The sequence below is a fragment of the Luoshenia tenuis genome (genome assembly GCF_014384745.1).
Lineage (GTDB): Bacteria > Bacillota > Clostridia > Christensenellales.
Map to the genome: position 1 here is coordinate 1 of NZ_JACRSO010000003.1, position 18,150 is coordinate 18,150.

Annotated in this window: 18 protein-coding genes; 12 read left to right on the forward strand and 6 right to left on the reverse strand. The window is 57.1% G+C overall.

Annotated elements, in window-relative coordinates:
- Positions 1 to 441 precede the first annotated feature (441 nt).
- Complete coding sequence (locus H8699_RS07400) at positions 442 to 2,181, reverse strand: phospho-sugar mutase (RefSeq protein WP_249285128.1); 1,740 nt, start codon at positions 2,179 to 2,181, stop codon at positions 442 to 444.
- Between the two features lie 205 nt (positions 2,182 to 2,386).
- Between H8699_RS07400 and H8699_RS07405 the strand changes: the two genes are divergently transcribed.
- A complete protein-coding gene (locus H8699_RS07405) occupies positions 2,387 to 3,211 on the forward strand; it encodes an aldo/keto reductase (RefSeq protein ID WP_249285129.1) in 825 nt (274 codons plus the stop codon).
- A gap of 54 nt (positions 3,212 to 3,265) precedes the next feature.
- Here H8699_RS07405 and H8699_RS07410 read toward each other — a convergent pair whose 3' ends face one another.
- A complete protein-coding gene (locus tag H8699_RS07410) occupies positions 3,266 to 4,300 on the reverse strand; it encodes an aldo/keto reductase (RefSeq protein ID WP_249285130.1) in 1,035 nt (344 codons plus the stop codon).
- 185 nt (positions 4,301 to 4,485) lie between these two features.
- Here H8699_RS07410 and H8699_RS07415 point away from each other — a divergent pair, with 185 nt between their 5' ends.
- The 4 genes from H8699_RS07415 (at position 4,486) to H8699_RS07430 (ending at position 7,385) form a co-directional block, all read left to right on the forward strand.
- The gene (locus tag H8699_RS07415; RefSeq protein WP_138294788.1) at positions 4,486 to 4,686 is read left to right on the forward strand and encodes a DUF1858 domain-containing protein; all 201 of its coding nucleotides are present in this window, start codon (positions 4,486 to 4,488) and stop codon (positions 4,684 to 4,686) included.
- Between the two features lie 245 nt (positions 4,687 to 4,931).
- A complete protein-coding gene (locus tag H8699_RS07420; RefSeq protein WP_138294787.1) occupies positions 4,932 to 5,069 on the forward strand; it encodes a rubredoxin in 138 nt (45 codons plus the stop codon).
- Positions 5,070 to 5,143: 74 nt separating this feature from the next.
- Positions 5,144 to 6,346 carry an FprA family A-type flavoprotein gene (locus H8699_RS07425; protein ID WP_249285131.1) on the forward strand — a complete coding sequence of 401 codons (1,203 nt, stop codon included), beginning with the start codon at positions 5,144 to 5,146 and terminating at the stop codon, positions 6,344 to 6,346.
- Between the two features lie 127 nt (positions 6,347 to 6,473).
- Positions 6,474 to 7,385, forward strand: coding sequence for a 1-phosphofructokinase family hexose kinase (locus H8699_RS07430; protein ID WP_249285132.1), 912 nt, complete (start codon positions 6,474 to 6,476; stop codon positions 7,383 to 7,385).
- Positions 7,386 to 7,437: 52 nt separating this feature from the next.
- Here H8699_RS07430 and H8699_RS07435 read toward each other — a convergent pair whose 3' ends face one another.
- Positions 7,438 to 7,929, reverse strand: coding sequence for a methylated-DNA--[protein]-cysteine S-methyltransferase (locus H8699_RS07435; protein WP_249285133.1), 492 nt, complete (start codon positions 7,927 to 7,929; stop codon positions 7,438 to 7,440).
- A 220-nt stretch (positions 7,930 to 8,149) separates the two neighbouring features.
- On the opposite strand from H8699_RS07435, the gene H8699_RS07440 reads away from it, so the two are divergent.
- The 7 genes from H8699_RS07440 (at position 8,150) to iolC (ending at position 15,608) form a co-directional block, all read left to right on the forward strand.
- A complete protein-coding gene (locus H8699_RS07440; RefSeq protein WP_249285134.1) occupies positions 8,150 to 10,147 on the forward strand; it encodes an alanine--tRNA ligase in 1,998 nt (665 codons plus the stop codon).
- Between the two features lie 140 nt (positions 10,148 to 10,287).
- Complete coding sequence (locus tag H8699_RS07445) at positions 10,288 to 11,178, forward strand: mechanosensitive ion channel family protein (RefSeq protein ID WP_249285135.1); 891 nt, start codon at positions 10,288 to 10,290, stop codon at positions 11,176 to 11,178.
- Complete coding sequence (locus H8699_RS07450) at positions 11,175 to 11,387, forward strand: DUF951 domain-containing protein (protein ID WP_138294782.1); 213 nt, start codon at positions 11,175 to 11,177, stop codon at positions 11,385 to 11,387. The genes H8699_RS07445 and H8699_RS07450 overlap by 4 nt, the downstream gene beginning before the upstream one ends.
- Positions 11,384 to 11,998 carry a signal peptidase I gene (gene lepB, locus H8699_RS07455; protein WP_138294781.1) on the forward strand — a complete coding sequence of 205 codons (615 nt, stop codon included), beginning with the start codon at positions 11,384 to 11,386 and terminating at the stop codon, positions 11,996 to 11,998. The genes H8699_RS07450 and lepB overlap by 4 nt, the downstream gene beginning before the upstream one ends.
- Before the next feature lie 55 nt (positions 11,999 to 12,053).
- Complete coding sequence (locus tag H8699_RS07460; RefSeq protein ID WP_249285136.1) at positions 12,054 to 13,589, forward strand: 2-isopropylmalate synthase; 1,536 nt, start codon at positions 12,054 to 12,056, stop codon at positions 13,587 to 13,589.
- Positions 13,590 to 13,609: 20 nt separating this feature from the next.
- Entirely contained in the window at positions 13,610 to 14,572 is a 963-nt protein-coding gene (locus H8699_RS07465) for a M23 family metallopeptidase (protein ID WP_249285137.1), read from the forward strand.
- A gap of 16 nt (positions 14,573 to 14,588) precedes the next feature.
- Positions 14,589 to 15,608 carry a 5-dehydro-2-deoxygluconokinase gene (gene iolC / locus H8699_RS07470; RefSeq protein WP_249285138.1) on the forward strand — a complete coding sequence of 340 codons (1,020 nt, stop codon included), beginning with the start codon at positions 14,589 to 14,591 and terminating at the stop codon, positions 15,606 to 15,608.
- 64 nt (positions 15,609 to 15,672) lie between these two features.
- Here iolC and H8699_RS07475 read toward each other — a convergent pair whose 3' ends face one another.
- The 3 genes from H8699_RS07475 to H8699_RS07485 are packed head-to-tail and all read right to left on the reverse strand — an operon-like array spanning position 15,673 to position 18,121.
- A complete protein-coding gene (locus H8699_RS07475) occupies positions 15,673 to 16,221 on the reverse strand; it encodes a 4'-phosphopantetheinyl transferase family protein (protein WP_249285139.1) in 549 nt (182 codons plus the stop codon).
- A complete protein-coding gene (locus tag H8699_RS07480; RefSeq protein WP_249285140.1) occupies positions 16,218 to 16,448 on the reverse strand; it encodes an acyl carrier protein in 231 nt (76 codons plus the stop codon). The genes H8699_RS07475 and H8699_RS07480 overlap by 4 nt, the downstream gene beginning before the upstream one ends.
- Before the next feature lie 23 nt (positions 16,449 to 16,471).
- The gene (locus H8699_RS07485) at positions 16,472 to 18,121 is read right to left on the reverse strand and encodes an AMP-binding protein (RefSeq protein WP_249285141.1); all 1,650 of its coding nucleotides are present in this window, start codon (positions 18,119 to 18,121) and stop codon (positions 16,472 to 16,474) included.
- Between the last annotated feature and the right edge of the window lie 29 nt (positions 18,122 to 18,150).

Consider the following 18,150-nt stretch of genomic DNA (forward strand, 5'->3'; position numbering starts at 1 on the left):
GCCAGCGTTCGTCCTGAGCCAGGATCAAACTCTTCAATTTAATCCTTTTATTCAAGCAGGGCTTCGTTTCCTACCCCCTGCTCTTTGGCTCTTACTCAAAGTCCTCTCCGTTTCCGCTTCCTTACTTACGTCAGAACTTCTTGCTATTTCGTCTCTTCTCTGTGCAGTTTTCAAAGGTCTTTTCTGCCGCCCTGGGGCCTCCCCCGTGCGACAGCTTACTTAGATTACCACAGGGGATATCCTTTGTCAAGCATTATTTAGGATTTTTTTATATCCATTTGCTCGAGCAATCCATATCCGACCGGGTTCTTTGATTATATAGAATCTATACACAATTGACAACTATCCTTTACAAAATAAAGATCGATATCGTCCGGCATTATACCGGAGGATATCGATCTTTTAATAATAATGTTCGGATTTTAATGAATTCGGGCGCAATCAGTCGATATAACCCTTCAATATGCTCTTAAAGCCCGATTGCATATCCTGTAACTGCTGCTGCGCTTGCTGCGCCGTTTTCCCGGAAACGGCATAATAGATCTTAATTTTCGGCTCTGTGCCGGACGGACGGATGACGGAAAATGCGCGTCCGCTCAACTCATAGTACAGCATATTTCCCGCCTTATCGCTCAGCGGCTGCTCAGAGCCGTCTCCCGGAACCGTACGCACCCCCGAAAGATAGTCCCGCACCGCGGCCACGAAGAAGCTGCCAATCGATGCCGGCGTATGCTCGCGGAGATATTCCATGATGCTGCGGATCTTCTGCATGCCCTCTACGCCGGTAAAGGTGTAGCTATCCACCTTTTCAACAAAATAGCCATATTTCTCATACAGCTCTTGCAGGCCTTGATACAGCGTCATCCCCCGCTGCTTATAATAAGCCGCGGTTTCTACCGCCAGCATCGCCGCGTTGACCGCATCCTTATCCCGTACTTTTGTGCCGGACAGATAGCCAAAGCTCTCCTCAAAGCCGAACAGGAAAGTATAATCCCCCGTCGTTTGGAACTGCTGAATCTTCTCGGCAATGAATTTAAATCCCGTGGGCACATCGAATAGTTCCACGCCATAATCTGCGGCGATGGCCGCGGCCATGGGCGTTGAAACCAGGGACTTTACCACCGCGCCATTGGCCGGCAGCACGCCCTTTTGTTTTTTCGCTTCTAATATATAATGTAGCAATAGCACGCCGATCTGGTTTCCCGTCAGCGGGAAATAGCGGTCCTGCTCATCTTTGACCACCAGCCCCAGCCGGTCTGCGTCCGGATCCGTGCCGATAATAATATCCGCATCCAGCTCCTGGGCCATCTGGATCGCCTCGGTAAAGACATCGCTGCGCTCCGGATTGGGGGCGACCACCGTGGGGAACGTCGGATCGGGCTTTTCCTGGGAGGGAACCACATGCACGTTTTTGACCCCGATCTCCTTAAGAATACGGCGAACCGGCTTGTTGCCAGAACCGTGCAACGGCGTATAAATTACCGTAAAATCGTCTGCGATCGCCGCCGTGCGCTCCGGCGCCACGGCCAATTCCTTTACCGCTGCAATATAGGCGTCATCCACCTGCGCGCCGATGATCTCCAGCAGCCCCTGCGCTTTAGCCTGCTCAACGTCCATCCGTTTGACGCTTCCATAATCCTCAATCGCGTTGATATGCTGCAGCACCACTGCCGCCGGCTCCGGGGGAAGCTGCCCGCCATCCTCCCAATAGACTTTATAGCCGTTATATTCCGGCGGATTGTGGCTAGCCGTAATGACGATACCCGAAATGCACTTTAAATAGCGAATGGCAAACGACAATTCCGGCACAGGGCGCAATTCGTCAAACAAGAAGGTCTTGATCCCATTTTGGCAGAGCACCTGCGCAGCGATGCGCGCAAATACGTCAGAATACAACCTGGAATCATAAGCGATGACCACGCCCCGCTTTGCCGCATCCGCGTCCGCCTCCAGAATCGTTTCAGCCAACCCCTGGGTGGCCCGGGCCACCACGTATTCGTTCATCCGGTTGGTGCCGGCGCCGATCACGCCCCGCAAGCCCGCCGTGCCAAATTCCAGATCCGTATAAAACCGATCTTCGATCTGTGCCGGGTCCCCCGCAATCGCCAACAGCTCCGCTTTAGCCTGCGCATCGATCCAGGACGCCTGACACCACGTATCATAACGTTTTTGAAAATCCATCCCTTTTCCTCCTTTAAATAGGGCGCCCCCGGCGCGTTTGCCCACCCACTTGGCGGGGGAAGGTCTCTTCAAACATATTTTACCACGTTCTGCCCCCCTGTCCAGTTCCTTTTTCCCTTTTGGCAGGATCGGCCAAAAACCGCTTTCCTTTCCGGCTGGTATGGGCTATCATGGAGGGTAGAAGAACGATTGGGAGGGGCTTTGCATGAGTATTGTTTACTATACCTTACATAACGGCGTCACCATCCCCAGCCTTGGTTTTGGCACTTATAAGCTGCAAGATACCGAACAGGCCCGGGACTGCGTGGCTTACGCGCTGCGCGCAGGCTACCGCAGCATCGATACGGCGGCGCTTTATAAAAATGAAACCGGCGTAGGACAGGGCATCCGTGAAAGCGGCCTGAAGCGGGAAGACATTTTCGTGACCACTAAATTGCCCAACGACCGCCATGGGTATGATGAAGCGCTGCGTACTTTTGACGAAAGCATGGCGCGCCTGGGGCTGGACTATTTGGACCTTTATCTGATCCATTGGCCCGGCAAAGACCGCTATGTGGAGACCTGGAAGGCCTTTGAGAAGCTCTATCGCGAAGGGCGGGTCCGGGCTATCGGCGTATCCAACTTTCTCCCTCATCACCTGGAGACCCTGCGCCAGCAAACCGAGATCATGCCTATGGTCAACCAGATTGAACTGCATCCCTATCTGTGGCAGCGCGAGGCCATCGATTACTGCCAAGGCCATGGTATCCTTGTAGAAGCCTGGTCCCCCCTGATGCGGGGCGGCGCCGCTTTTACAGAGCCCACGGTCAGCGCCATCTCACAAAAGCACGGCAGAACCAATGCTCAGGTGATCTTGCGCTGGGAGCTGCAGCACGGCATCCGGGTCATCCCCAAATCTGCCACGCCCGCACGCATTCTGGAAAACAGCGATCTGTTCGGCTTTGCGCTGGATCAGGATGATATGGCGGCCATCGACGCGCTGGAGCGCGACGGGCGCACAGGCGCGCATCCAGATGAATTCCTCTTTTAATTCAAGAAAGACACAAACAAAAAGCAGCAGGCATGGCCTGCTGCTTTTTTTGCTTTACTCGGTCACCTCATCCTGGTGGGCCTGGACAAACTCACGATACCAGCTCAACTGCTTTTTCAGCAGCGCCGGCGTATCCAGGCCATAGGGGCAGTGGTTTTTGCAGTGTCCGCAGTTGATACACGAGTCGATCCGCGCCATCTCCGCTTGAAAGCTCTTGGATATGAAGCGGGCATAGGGCGAGCGGGTGATCAACCCCTTCATCCTGGCGGCCATATTAATCGGGATATTGACCGGACAGGGCAGGCAGTAGCCGCACCCCCGGCAAAACGCGCCGGCCAGCTCCTTGCGGTCCCGTTCAATTACGGCCTTCATCTCGTCGTCCAGCAAAGGCGGATTAGCCGCCAGCGCGATAAACTCGTCCAGCTCGCTCTCCTTTTGTATCCCCCAGATGGGCACCACGTTTTCAAACTGGCGGATAAAGGTAAAGGTGGAAGCGGCATTGGTGATCAAGCCGCCCGACAAGCCTTTCATAGCCAAAAAGCCCATCCCCGCGGCCTTGCATTTGCGGGTCAGCTCGATGTCGCCATCGGAAGCCAGCGAAGAAAAGGGAAACTGCAAACTTTCGTACAATCCGGAATCGATAGCCGCGTGCGCATTGGCGGGTTTATGCGCCGTAATGCCGATGTGCCGGACCTTACCCTGCTTTTTGGCCTCCAGCAGCCCCTGGTAAAGCCCGTTTGGATCCTCGGGGTCGGGCAGATCAGCAGGATTATGCAGCTGATAAAGGTCGATATAGTCTGTTTTGAGCATCCTCAAACTGGTTTCCAGGTCCTTCATCAACCCCGCTTTGTCCTTTGCCGGCGTCTTGGTAGCGATGTAGATGTTCTGGCGCACATCGCTCAAAGCATAGCCGATCTTTTCTTCACTGTCGGAATAGCCGCGTGCCGTGTCGAAAAAATTGATCCCCGCGTCATAGGCTTTGCGTAAGATGCGCTTGGCCGTTTCCCGATCCACCCGTTGAATAGGCAGCGCGCCGAAGGAAGTGCGCGTGACCATCATGCCAGTAGAACCAAATGCGATCTTCTCCATACAACAGATACCCCCTTTATTTGTATTTATTATAACATATCCCACAGGGTGTAATCTGGCTAATATTGCCTCAGCGCGTTGAATCTTCCTGTGCCGCCAGCAAAATTTAGCTTGCCAACCCTGCCGTGCGGGTGTATGATGGCGGTGAGAAAAATTTTGCGCACTGCGCGAACGGAGGAAAACAAATGGCTAAAATCACCAAGGATATGATCATTAGCGATATTTTGAAACTCGACCAGCGCACCATCCCTGTGTTAATGAATGCCGGGATGCATTGCATCGGCTGCCCCATGTCCGCGGGCGAGTCTTTGGAGCAGGCCTGCATGGGCCACGGCATCAATGTAGACGCGTTGGTGGAAGAGCTCAACAAGCTGTTTGCGGAATAACTTCTAAAAACAGGCTTACGCACCGCGCGTAAGCCTGTTTTTTTCTCTAATTTGTGTATAACCCTGTGCATATGTTGATAAGGTTGTGCATAAACTAGATGCGGTTGTGAATAACCGAGATAATTCGACGGTTTTTTTCGCAGAAAATCATACCGAAGGGCTTGATTTACAGGAAGAATATGGTATAATATCAATTAGGATAAGTTCCTAATAAATAAGTTGAATACCAGAAAGGGGATCTCATAATGGCTAAATATGTTTGCTCGATTTGCGGTTATGTTTATGACGAAGAAGTAGAGGGTACGCCTTTTGATCAGCTGCCCGAGGATTATGAGTGCCCGCTTTGCGGCGCCGGCAAGGATGCTTTTGAGCAGGAAGACTAAGGCCCAATTTTAAGGGCAAGGCGCGGTGCCCGCCCAATTGGGCGGGCACCGTTTCTTTAATGGAGGGAATCAGAATGAAAGCAGTTCAGCCTAAAAAAATCGCGGATGGCATCACTTACGTTGGGGCGGCAGATCCCAACCTACGGGTATTTGACGTGATCATGTCCACCGAATATGGGACAACCTATAATTCTTATTTTATCGAGGGCACCAAGGCCCGTGCGCTGGTCGAGGTCGTTAAAGAGGGCTTTGGCGACGAACAGATCGCGGCGTTGCAGGAGATGACGGACCTGGCCTCTTTAGAGTATATCATCCTGGATCATACCGAGCCGGATCATAGCGGCGCGTTTTATAAACTGCTAGACGCCGCGCCGGATGCCACGGTGGTCGCTACCCGCGCGGGTATGACGCTGGCCCGGGAGCTGGCCAACCGCCCGTTTAAAGAGATGATCGTTAAGGACGGCGACAGTATCGACCTGGGCGGGAAGACCCTCCAGTTTATCATGGCGCCCTTCCTCCACTGGCCGGATACCATGTTCACCTATGTCAAAGAGGACAAGGCGCTGATCTCCGGCGACGTATTTGGCTGCCACTATGGCCTGGCCCCCGCCCAGTACGACGACGAGGTGAAAGATGACATCTCCCAGGTGCGCGCCTATTACTTCGAGGTGATCATGTCCCCCTTTAAGCCTTACATGCTCAAGGCGATGGACAAGCTGGATGGGCTGGCGATCGACCTGATCCTGCCCAGCCATGGCCCGCTGATGCGTGGCGCCGCCGTTGGAGAGGCGATCGCCCTGATGCGCAAGCTTTCCGCCCCGGATACCGCGGCGCTAAACCGTGCCTTTGTGGCCTATGTGTCCTCTTACGGCAATACGAAAAAGCTGGCGGAGACCATCGCCCAAGGCCTGCAGGATGCCGGCGTGGAAGTCGATCTGCAGGATCTGACCCAGATCAGCCTGGAGGATGCGCTGGCCAAGGCGGCCAACAGCGGCGCGCTGATCGTAGGTTCGCCCACCTTTAACCGCGACGCGCTGCCTCCGGTCTGGCAGTTTTTGACCAGCCTTTCCGCCCTGGCGAACCGCGACAAAGTAGGCGCGGCTTTCGGTAGCTACGGCTGGTCCGGCGAGGCGGCCCCCATGATCGAGGAGCGCCTGCGCTCCATAGGCCTTAAGATCGTTCAGCCCGCGGCGCGCGCCAAGCTGCGCCCCTCCCAGAAGGAGCTGGAAGGTGCAAAAGCGCTGGCCGCAGCCGTTGCCGAAAAAATGAAGAAATAAGCTAAAGCAATTGTTGAAGCCGGCGCTGTAACAGCGCCGGCTTTTTTATGGTCCCATGCGTTGCCAAGATGGATAAAATACGCTAGGATAAAAAGAGTTTAAATCAAACGATCGAGGTGGCGCCGCTATGGTATTAACCGTTGTACTCAACCCCTGCGTGGATAAAACGCTATGGGTGGAAAAGCTAACGCTGGACCTGGTCACGCGTGCCGGGCGTATGGATCTGCAATCCGGCGGAAAGGGCACCAATGTAGCCCGCGTGCTCTCCCGCCTGGGTACGCCCTGCCGTTGCCTAGCGCTGACGGGCGGCATCCAGGGCCAGTGGTACGCCACCCTCGCCCGGGAAGAGGGGATCGACTTGATACCCGTACCCGTCAGCGGGCAGACCCGCTGCATCACCACCATGGTGGAGGAAGGCACCTTCCGGCAGGCCGCCTTTGCCGAGCCGGGCGCAAGGGTGAGCGAGGCGGAGTGGCAGGCCTTTTTCCAGGCCTTTGACGCCCAACTACCCGATACGGACTGGGTAGTCCTTCAGGGCAGCTTGCCCTCTCCGGAGCTTAGCTGGGTCTATCGAGAGCTGATCGAGCGGGCGCACGCATCCGGCAGCCGGGTGTGGCTGGACAGCCGGGATGAGGGCTTAACTCAATGCATTGAAGCGGGGCCGGATTTTATCAAGCCTAACGAGCAGGAGCTATCACAGCTACTATCCGTCCGCAAGGCAGCCGGGCCGGAGCAACTGCTGGGTACCGTCCCCAACATCGTGCTCAGCAGGGGCGAGCAGGGGGCCAGCTGGCTAAGCTCGCAGTGCGAACTGAGCCAAAGCGTGTTTCCGGTAGAAGCCGTCAACCCTGTGGGCAGCGGCGATTCCTTCACTGCCGGCTTTTTGCACGGCCTTTCCCGCGGCTATACGCGGGAGGATACGCTGAAGCTTGCTTGCCTGCTGGGCGCGCTCAACGCATCTCAGTGGCGGGCGGCCGATTTTACCCGCGCGGATGTGGAAAGCGCCCTAAAGCGTTACGAACTGACCCTGGCATTATAAACCATAAAGCCCGGCGGAGAAATACTCCGCCGGGCTTTACCGTGCCGCGGTACTATCGATGTGCGCGCTCAAAGTCCAGCAGGTACGCCTTTTTATCCAGCCCCGGCGCGTACCCCACCAGTCCCTTGGCCCCTACCACCCGGTGGCAGGGCACCACGATGGGCAGGGGATTGACGTGGTTCGCCCCGCCCACCGCCCGGGCGGCCGTGGGCTTGCCCAGTTCTTTGGCTATTTCGCCATAGGTCCGCGTTTCGCCGTAGGGGATGCGGCAAAGCGCCTCATACACGCATACGCGAAACGCGCTGCCCGTGAGCTTCAGCGGCAATTGAAACTGCTTGCGCGTGCCGGCAAAATATTCCTCCAGCTGACGCGCAGTTTCTCCCGCCAGGGGGAACTCCCGCGCTACCTCCGTATAAAGCCCCTTTTCCAGGCCGAATTCCAGCCAATGCGTCTGCTCAAAGTCGATCACGGTTAGGCACTCTGCCCCCGCGGCAATGCGCAGCTTCCCCAATGGGGAATCCATTTGAACGATCGATATCTCCACCGCGTACCCTCCTTTTTCGCCCATCTTTAACGGCATCCGGGCTCTTGCGTTTCTCTTTTAACCCATTATAGCATAAACTTTACGCCCCGATGGCGCCATCCCTTGACGCGGCGGGTTTTTCTACCGTATAATATTCACATTCGCCCAAGGCCATGTCGGCGATAGTATTGATGCAAACCCGCGCTTGAACCGCGCGGGTAAAATAAGGGAGTGTTTTAACGTGATCAGCGCCAATGAGCTGCGCCAAAAATTCTTGGATTTCTTTGTGGAAAAGGGACATACCCGCATCCCCAGCGCCTCCGTGGTGCCGGATAACGACCCCACCGTGCTCTTCACCACGGCGGGCATGCACCCGCTGGTTCCCTACCTGATGGGGGAAAAGCACCCCGCCGGCACCCGGCTGTGCGATGTGCAAAAGTGCATCCGTACCGGGGATATCGACGACGTAGGAGACGATAGCCACCTGACCTTTTTTGAAATGCTGGGCAACTGGTCCCTGGGCGATTATTTTAAGGCGGATTCTATCCGCTGGTCCTGGGAGTTTTTGACCGACCCCAAATGGCTGGGTCTGGGCCCAGAGCGGATCGCCGTATCCGTCTTTGCCGGAGAGGACGGCATCCCCCGGGACGACGAGGCCGCCGACATCTGGCGTCAGGCCGGCGTGCCGGAGGAGCGGATCTTCTACCTTCCCCGCGAGAACAACTGGTGGGGCCCCGCCGGACAAACCGGCCCCTGCGGCCCGGATACCGAGATCTTCTACATTACCGATAAAGAGCCCTGCGGCCCGGATTGCTCCCCGGCCTGCGATTGCGGACGCTATCTTGAGATTTGGAACAACGTGTTTATGCAGTACCTCAAGACGGCGGACGGGCAGTACCTGCCCATGGAACATAAAAACGTGGATACCGGCATGGGCTTAGAGCGCACCATCGGGGTGCTGTGCGGCGCTAAATCGGTCTATGAGACCGATCTGTTTACCGATATTATCGCCCGTATCGAATCCTTAAGCGGCAAAAAATACGGCGAATCTCCCGAGATCACCCGCGCCATGCGCATCGTGGCCGATCATCTGCGCTCGGCCACCTTTATCCTGGGCGACGATAAGGCCGTGACCCCCTCCAACGTGGACCAGGGGTACGTGCTGCGCCGCCTGATCCGCCGGGCGGTGCGCTTCGGCATGCAGCTGGGTATGCCCGACGATGCGCCTCAGGCCATCGCCGAGGTGATCATCGCCCAATATCAGGATGTCTACGACGAGCTGCGCCGCCATCACGATGCCATCATCGACGAGCTGGGCAAGGAGGTCACCCGTTTCCAGCGCACATTGCGCCAGGGCATGCGGGAATTTGAGAAGATCTTCAAGCGCATCAAACAGTTCCTGGACAACCTGGATAAGTTTGAATACGTGTTGCCCAACCCCGATAACGTAGAACAGGCCACCCGGCTGGCCAAACAGATCGGCTCCAACCTGCGGCCTTTACCTGAGTTTGAAATGCTGCAAAACGCCGTGGCCCGCATGCGGCAGGGCTTTGAGCTGATCGCCTCCGCTTCAGACGACCTGAAAAAGGCCCGCGACGGCATCGCTGCGATCGACGGGCAGCAGGCCTTCCGCCTATACGACACTTTTGGTTTCCCCATCGAGATGACGGTAGAGCTAGCCCGCGAGAACGGGTTGATCGTCGACGAGGACGGCTTTAAAAAAGCCTTTGCCATCCATCAGCAAAAGAGCCATGCCGGCGCGGAACAGCGCTTTAAGGGCGGCCTGGCGGATCACGCCGTGGAGACCGCGCGGCTGCATACCGCTACCCACCTTTTGCTTGGCGCGCTGCGCAAGGTGCTGGGGGACGACGTGTATCAGCGCGGTAGCAATATCACTGCCGAGCGGCTGCGGTTCGACTTTTCCTTCGGCCGTAAGGTGACCAAGGAAGAGCTGGCCCAGGTGCAGCAGCTGGTCAACGAGGCCATCAAGGCCGACGTGCCTGTGGTTTGCGAGGAGATGACTGTGGACGAGGCCAAGGCGCAGGGCGCCATGGGCATTTTCGAGTCCAAGTACGGCGAAAAGGTCAAGGTCTACACGATCGAGGGCTATTCCAAGGAGATCTGCGGCGGGCCGCACGCGAACCGCACCGGCGAGCTGGGCGAGTTCATCATCAAAAAAGAGGAAAGCTCCTCTTCCGGCGTACGCCGGATCAAGGCGATCCTCAAATACGATAATTAAAGCATACAAAAAACCGCAGGGGCGCCCGCCGGGCGCCCCTTTTTCATGGCATACCCTAGCCGCGGCAGCGCCGCCTTGTTGCTTGCACGCAGATTTGATATAATAACAATAAAATCATCGTATGATAAGTTGAGGTAATGATGGAAAACTGGTTTTCCGTAACCAATAGCGCGATCACCTTTCTCCCCTGGGATCTTCAGATCCCCTATGCGGCTATTCTAAAGGGCGTATTGGGGATCGTGATCATCTTTATCGTGGCCAAGGTGCTAAATAAAGCGGGGGCGCGCATCATCTACGCCTGTTTCCACCGCAGAAAGCTGCCCTTTGGCCAAACGCCGGACGCGCGGTTGGATACCACCAGCACGCTCATAATCAGCATCTGGCGGTACGTGGTCTATTTTTTCGCCATCATCGCGATTTTGGGCGTATTAGGGCTGGGCCAGGCGGCCACCAGCCTGCTGGCCACCGCTGGCATCGGCGGCATCGCCATCGGCCTTGGGGCGCAGGATCTGTTTAAAGATGTGATCAACGGCTTTTTCCTGCTGTTTGAAGATCAATTCCGCGTGGGGGACTATGTCACCATCGGCAGCTTTACCGGCACGGTAGAGTCCATCAGCATGCGCGTTACCCAGCTGCGGTGCTTTCGCGGCGAGGTGGTCACCATCCCCAACGGCGGTATCGAGCAGGTGGTCAACCTCTCGCGCGGCAATTCGTTGGCGCTGGTGGATGTCAAAATACCCATCGAGGGGGATGTGGAACAGGCCATCGCGCTGCTGCAGGATGTGGCCGCTGCATGGGCGGACGAACAGGGCGAGGCCCTGCCCAAGCCGCCGGAGGTGGTGGGCGCGGTGGATATCGGCGGAGAGGGCGTAACGCTGCGCCTGGTCTCAACCACCCAGCCTCTGGGGCATTGGGAGGCCGAGCGCAGGCTGCGCGTCCTCATCAAAAAGCGGTTTGAGCAGGCCGGCATGCCCTTTGCCGTGGAGCGGCGCCAGCTCGTGCCCGCCCCAGCCAAGGAGGAAACGAAATGATAGCGTCTTATGGTCTGCACGATGTGGTGCAAACGAAAAAAAGCCATCCCTGCGGGAGTGACCGCTGGGAGATCATCCGGGTGGGCGCCGACATCAAGATTCGCTGCTGCGGATGCAGGCGGATCGTGATGCTCCCCCGCAATGAATTTGAAAAGCGCGTGCGCAAGGTTTTCCCTGCCGCGGCGGAAAGTGAAGGAAATAAAGCATGAACGATATACAAGAGCCAAAAGGCACCGGCAGCGAACCGAACCTCGACCAGCCCACCACAAGGGTGGCCAAGCTGGAAAAGCGCAAGCGCAAATCCCGCCTGCGCGAGGGGCTGGATTGGGTCATCACCCTCGTGCTGGCTATGGCGCTGGCCTTTTTTCTGCGGCTATACGTGGTAGAATTTATTACGGTAGAGGGGCCATCCATGGAGCCTACGCTGGTTTCGGACGAGCGGGTGCTGATCGACAAGGGGATCTATAACCTCTTTTGCACCCCGCAGCGCGGGGAGATCGTGGTCACGCACTTCCCCGGCGAGAAGGACATCTTTATCAAGCGCATCGTCGGCCTGCCGGGCGAGCGGCTGGAGATTCGCGGCGGCCAGGTCTATATCGACGACCAGCCCTTGGAAGAACCCTATATCGCCGCGCCCATGTTGCAGGATTATGATGAGATTGTCATCCCCGAGGGGCATTACATGGTCATGGGGGATAACCGCAATAACAGCCACGATAGCCGGGCCAGCGTGGTCGGCCCCATCCCGCGGGATCTGATCGTGGGCCGGGCGGTAGCCATCTCCTGGCCGCTGGACGCGTGGCGTGGGCTTTTGCCTTAACGCCTGTTGCCAGTTGTAAACGATAAACCCGCTGAAGAAAAGGACAGGGAAGAAAATGCACGAGCCTAGAAAAATAAAGATCTTTGATACCACTTTGCGCGACGGGGAACAAGCCCCCGGGCTAAACCTGAATGTGGATGAAAAGCTGGAGATCGCCCTGCAGCTGGAAAAGCTGGGGGTGGATTATATCGAGGCCGGCTTCCCCATCAGCTCCACCGGCGATTTTGAGGCCGTGCGCACCATCGCAGGGGCCGTAAAAAACTGCGCGGTGGTGGGGCTTTGCCGCGCCCTGCCCGGGGATATCGACCGGGCCTGGGAGGCGCTTCGGGATGCGGCGCATCCCCGCATCCACATTTTTATTGCATCAAGCGACCTGCACATGGAATATAAATTGAATATGACGCGCGAGCAGGTGCTGGAGGCGGCGCGCACCAGCGTGCGCCATGCGGCGACGCTGTGTAAAGACGTACAGTTCTCCGCAGAGGACGCCACCCGCAGCGACCCGGCGTTTTTAGGGCAGCTTTTTGCCGCCGCCATCGAGGCGGGCGCGACTACCCTTTGCATCGCCGATACGGTAGGCTACTCCATGCCCGAGGAGCTGGCCGGGCTGATCGTCTACCTGCGCAATACCGTGCCCGGCATCGAAAACGTGCAGCTGGCCATCCACTGCCATAACGATATGGGGCTGGCCGTGGCCAATTCCCTCTCGGCCATCCAGGCAGGCTGCACGCAGATCGACGTTACCATCAACGGCCTGGGGGAGCGGGCGGGCAATACGCCGCTGGAAGAGCTGGTAATGGCGCTTTATGTGCGCAAAAGCTACCTGCCTACGGAAACGAATATCTGCCATAAGCAGATCTATCGCACCTGTTCGCTGGTCTCCAGCATCTGCAATATCCCGCTTCCGCCCAACAAGCCCATCGTAGGGGCCAATGCCTTTAGGCACGAGTCCGGCATCCATCAGCATGGGGTGATGAAAAATCCGCTGACCTATGAGATCATCTCGCCCGAGACCGTGGGGGTCAAGCGCAACGGCATCGTCCTGGGCAAGCACTCCGGCCGGCATGCGTTTGAAGAGCGGCTGCTGGAGATGGGCATTACCTTAAGCGGTGAAAAACTAGAAAACGCCTTCCGCCGTTTCAAAGAACTGGCGGATAAAAAACAGTACGTATTAGACCGGGATATTGAAGCCCTGGCCAACGAAAAGATGACTGCCATCCCCGACCGCTACGTACTCGAATATTACCACATCACTTCCGGCAATACCTCGGTGCCGACGGCTACCGTGCGCATTGTCCGCGAAGGGGTGATCATGCAGGAGGCTGCCTGTGGCGAGGGCCCTGTAGACGCGGTGTTTAAGGCAACGTTGCGCGCCTGCGCCTTACAGGATATCACCCTTGAAGAATATTTTCTGCGTGCCGTGACCGGCGGGATGGACGCCCTGGGCGAAGTGACCGTGCGCATCAAGCGCAATAAACTGCTTTGCATTGGCCGCGCCATCTCTACCGACGTGATCGAGGCCAGCGCCAAGGCGCTGATCGCCGCGCTCAACCGCATGGCTTACGAGGCGAATACCGACAGCATCTCCTGATTATATTCTGGAGGTCTGTCATGCCCGCAAGGTACCCTGTACCCCGCACCCGTCCAAGAGCGGTTCCCGCCCGTACCCGCGGCCCTGCCGTGGATTTTGGGCGCTTGCGCTTTGCCAACCGGCGTTACCGGCGCTATCTGCTTTTGGGATTAGCGTTGATCCTGGTCCTGCTCATGATCCTTTCCCGCTGCCAACAGGGCACGCCCTATTACAGCGCCGCGGAGGATTACGCGCCGCAGGCCTTTGACGACCTGTTGTTGGGGCAGCTGTTTACAGTCGAGGTGGAGCAGGATATCTCCTGGCGGGCCGTAGCCGCCGTGTATCTGGCGCAAACGCCGCCGGATGTGCGCGGACAGGAAGAGGATCTGCCTGCCCGATTAGCGGAATGCCGCGCGCTGCTCCCTTTGGAGGGCCCAGCTGAAGGACAGGCGCGGGATTACTTCCGCGCCGCTTTGGGCCAGCCGGGCGGCGATGCCGCCTGGAGCCAATACGCCGCCCTGAGTCAGATTGACCGCGTGTTTCAGGGCAAGCAGTTTCCCCTGGCGCTGGACGCAAATTTCGATTATGCAGACAGCTGGCAGCAATCCCGCACCTTTGGCGGGGACCGCCAGCACGAAGGGTGCGATATCATGGCGGATCAGGGCACGTCGGTCTATGCGGCCTGCGGCGGTGTCGTCACCAAAAAAGGTTGGCTGACTTTAGGCGGTTGGCGGCTGGGTGTGCAGAGCGAGGACGGCGTTTATTACTATTATGCCCATCTATCCGCCTATGCCCAAGGGCTACAGGAGGGCGACGCGGTCCAAAAGGGGCAGCTACTGGGCTATGTGGGCGACACCGGCTACGGCCCGGAGGGGACTTCCGGCCAGTTTGCGCCGCATCTGCACTTTGGCATGTACGCGGATTCCGGCCAGACCGCCTTTAATTCTTACCCCTATTTGAAGGCTTGGCAAGCACTTGCCTTAAAGGATACCGATGAAAAATAAGAAAAGAGGAATAACCATGACCAAGATCACCTTTGACGAGATCCGCCCTTATGACCTGGTTTTGATGGGCCGCGTGGCCATCGATTTTAATCCCCTGGATTATTTTAAGACACTGGTGGAGAGTAGCACCTTTAAAAAATACGTGGGCGGCTCCCCGGCCAATATCGCCGTAGGGCTGGCCCGGCTGGGCAAGCGCATCGGCTTTATGGGCCGGGTGTCCGACGACCGGTTCGGCGAATATGTGGTGAATTTCTTTGAGAAAGAGGGCATCGACTGCTCACACATCAAGCCCTGCGAGAATGGCGAAAAGATCGGTCTGACCTTCACCGAGATCCTCAGCCCCACCGAGAGCAGCATCCTCATGTACCGCAACGGCATTGCGGACCTGATGCTGGACCCGGCCGATATTGACGAAGATTACATCGCCAACAGCAAAGCCCTGCTGATCAGCGGCACGGCGCTGGCGCAAAGCCCTTCCCGCGAGGCCTGCCTAAAGGCCCTGGAGATCGCCAAGCGCCGGGGCACGGTGGTGATCTTTGATATCGACTACCGTCCCTATAACTGGAAGAGCGCCGACGAGATCGCCATTTACTATTCCCTCGTCGCCCGGCGCAGCGATATCATCCTGGGTTCCCGCGAGGAATTTGACCTGACCGAGGCGCTGATCCAGCCCGGCGCGGACGATAAGCAGACCGCCCAATACTGGCAGAACCTGGGCGCCAAGATCGTGATTATCAAGCACGGCAAATCCGGCTCTACCGCCTATACCGATGACGGTCGGCAGTATCAGGTCAAGCCCTTACCGGTGGAGGCGCTGAAATCCTTCGGCGGCGGAGATGGGTATGCCTCCGCCTTCCTGTACGGCATCTTCGAGGGCTGGGATATCCGCAGCTGCTTGGAGTTTGGCAGCGCATCGGCCTCCATGCTGGTAGCCAGCCACGGCTGCTCTGCCGATATGCCCAACGCCGCAGCCGTCAGCGATTTTATCGCCAAAGCCAAAGCCGAGCACGGGGATGTCTTCAGTTCCGAGCTATAAATCTATAACCCTACGGCAAAAGCCGGCGGATAACCGCCGGCTTTTCATTTTATCTATTCTATTGCTATTCTTGATAAACCATGCGCACCACACCGACCTGCGCCGCGCACAAGCACAGGCTGTAGTCCTTTAAAAACGGCAGGCGGCAAAGGCGCGCATCGTCCAGCTGTGTTTTAAGGCCCGCGGCGTCCGCCACCCTGAAATCGCCAAAGCCATCACCGATCCCCTTGCCGGTGAACTTTACATAACTCTCCTTGGCCGTCCAAACGTCAAAGAAGTCGTAGTAATCCCCTTTTGCCAGATACCGGTCCTCCTCCTCATTGAAGAAGCGCCGGGCGATCTGCGCCAGCCTGCCCGCCTGATGGAGCTGCAGATCGATCCCCACGGGTTGCGCGCCAAACGCGCACAGCCAGTATGCTCCGCTGTGACTGATGGAGAAATGCACTTGCGGCACGTCGGGAAAATAGGGTTTCCCCCTGAGGCTTCTGGCCACGCGCCAGGGCTGGCCATGGTACAGGCCTTGCGTATAGTCATCCGCGCAGAGCGCCACGCGCTGTGACGCCGGCACATCGCTATCGGCTGGGTAGATATAGATGGTAAAATCCTCTTTCACGGCTGCGTGATCCCTTTTTGCCGCATGTATTCGATCACGTCCTTGACCTGGCGCAGGTGCCAAACCTCCCGCGTGGGGATCGTCATATCAAAGTGATCCTCAAAAGCGGAGATGATATTCATAATATCGAACGAATTCAGCTCCAGATCCTGAATAAAGTCCGTATCGTAGGTAACATCGCCCTTACCGGTGACCTGGTAGATAATGTTTTGTATGAATTCCAGCATTTTCCTCTTCCTTTTTCCCAGAATTAATAGCGTTTGATCTTCTGCGTGCCGGTCTTTGCAAAGGGCTGTTCCCGAATATTGACCATTTGGACCTGCTGATACAGCGGCAGCGTGGCGTTGATCTGGTCGATCCGGCTTTGCAGCTGCTCCAGGATCTCGTAGGAGGAAAGGCCCTGCGCGCGCTCCGGGTCCGGATAGATACTGGCCGCCAGCTTCACATCATCCGCGGAGGCACCGCTGGCCGCGCCGTAGACCAGCACATCTTTGACCAGCGGAATCTTATGGATCATTTCCTCGATCTTTTCCGGGGAAACCTTGTTGCCGTTTTTAAAGACCACCAGATTCTTTTTGCGCCCTGTGATGAAAAGATGTCCGTCCTTATCCAAATAGCCCAGATCTCCGGTTTTAAACCATTCGCCTTCCATGACTTCGGCCGTTTGCTGGGGGTTATTATAGTAGCCCTTCATCACGTTCACGCCCCGCACCCAGATCTCCTCCTGCTCGATCTTGACCTCGCAGCCCGGCATGACGTACCCTACCGACCCGGTGTTGAACGCCTCGTTGCGGTTGACGGCGATCAGTGGCGAGCACTCCGTAATACCATAGCCCTGGAGCATGGTCAGCCCCAGCAGGGCAAACTCATCGGCGATCTCGCTATCCAGGTGCGCGCCGCCCGAGACCACGATCTTCAGCCGTCCCACGGCCTTTTCCCGTATCTCGTCCAGCTTGCTGCTGCGCCAAGGCAGCCCCATCTTACGGCAAACGCGGCTGACCGACATCAGCTTGCGCAGTCCTTCCGCCTTACCGGCCTTTTCCGCACTCAGCCATATCTGGTTATGGATCGCCTCCAGCATCAGCGGCACGGTCAGCATGGAATCCGGCTGGGCCAGTTGCAGGTCGCGCATGGCGGTTTTGAGATCACCGTTGATATACAGGTGCGCCCCCCGCGCCAGCGCGCCCAGCGCCGTACAGGTCAGCCCATATGTATGGTAAAAGGGCAGAGCGGTAAAGATCTTACGCCCCAAATCCACATAGGCGATAGAATCGGCAATGTTGTGCAAAATATTGCGGTGGCTGAGCATGACAGGCTTTGAAAGGCTGGTGGTACCGGATGTGAAGGCGATCTCCGCGCCCTGGTCCGGGTCCACTTTAAACGCCCGCCCTGGCCCATTGTCCAGTTTTGAAGCGCCTTCCTGCGCCAGGGCCTGCAGACTCTGATAGCTGCCGGCCTCCTTGGCGTTTAAGACGAACATCTGCTTTACCGGGCCGTCCTTTCCCAGCAGCGGCTTGCAGATGTCGATGTAAGGCTCGGAAACAAATATCGCCTCCACATCCGCCATTTTCGCCATTTGGTGGATGGTCTCATCCGATTGCTCGGCATCGATACACACAGCCACGCCCCCGCAGCCGGCGATTGCCACAAAGGCCACCAGCCAATCGTAACTATTCTCCCCCGCGATGGCGATATGCCTGCCCGCCAGGTCCAGCTCCGCCAACATCTCCTGCAGCCCGCGAACATGCTTTACGAATTCGCCAAAGGTAAAACAGGTCTCCTCCTTACGGCGGTTAAAGTATGAAACCGCGGGCCTGTCGGCATATTCCCGTTCCAAACCCGCAATAAAGTCTGGAAAGGTATCGTAATATTTTGCCGGATACAGCGGATAATTTTTCATTTTCCCCCTGCCTTTCTTCCCCTTATCTA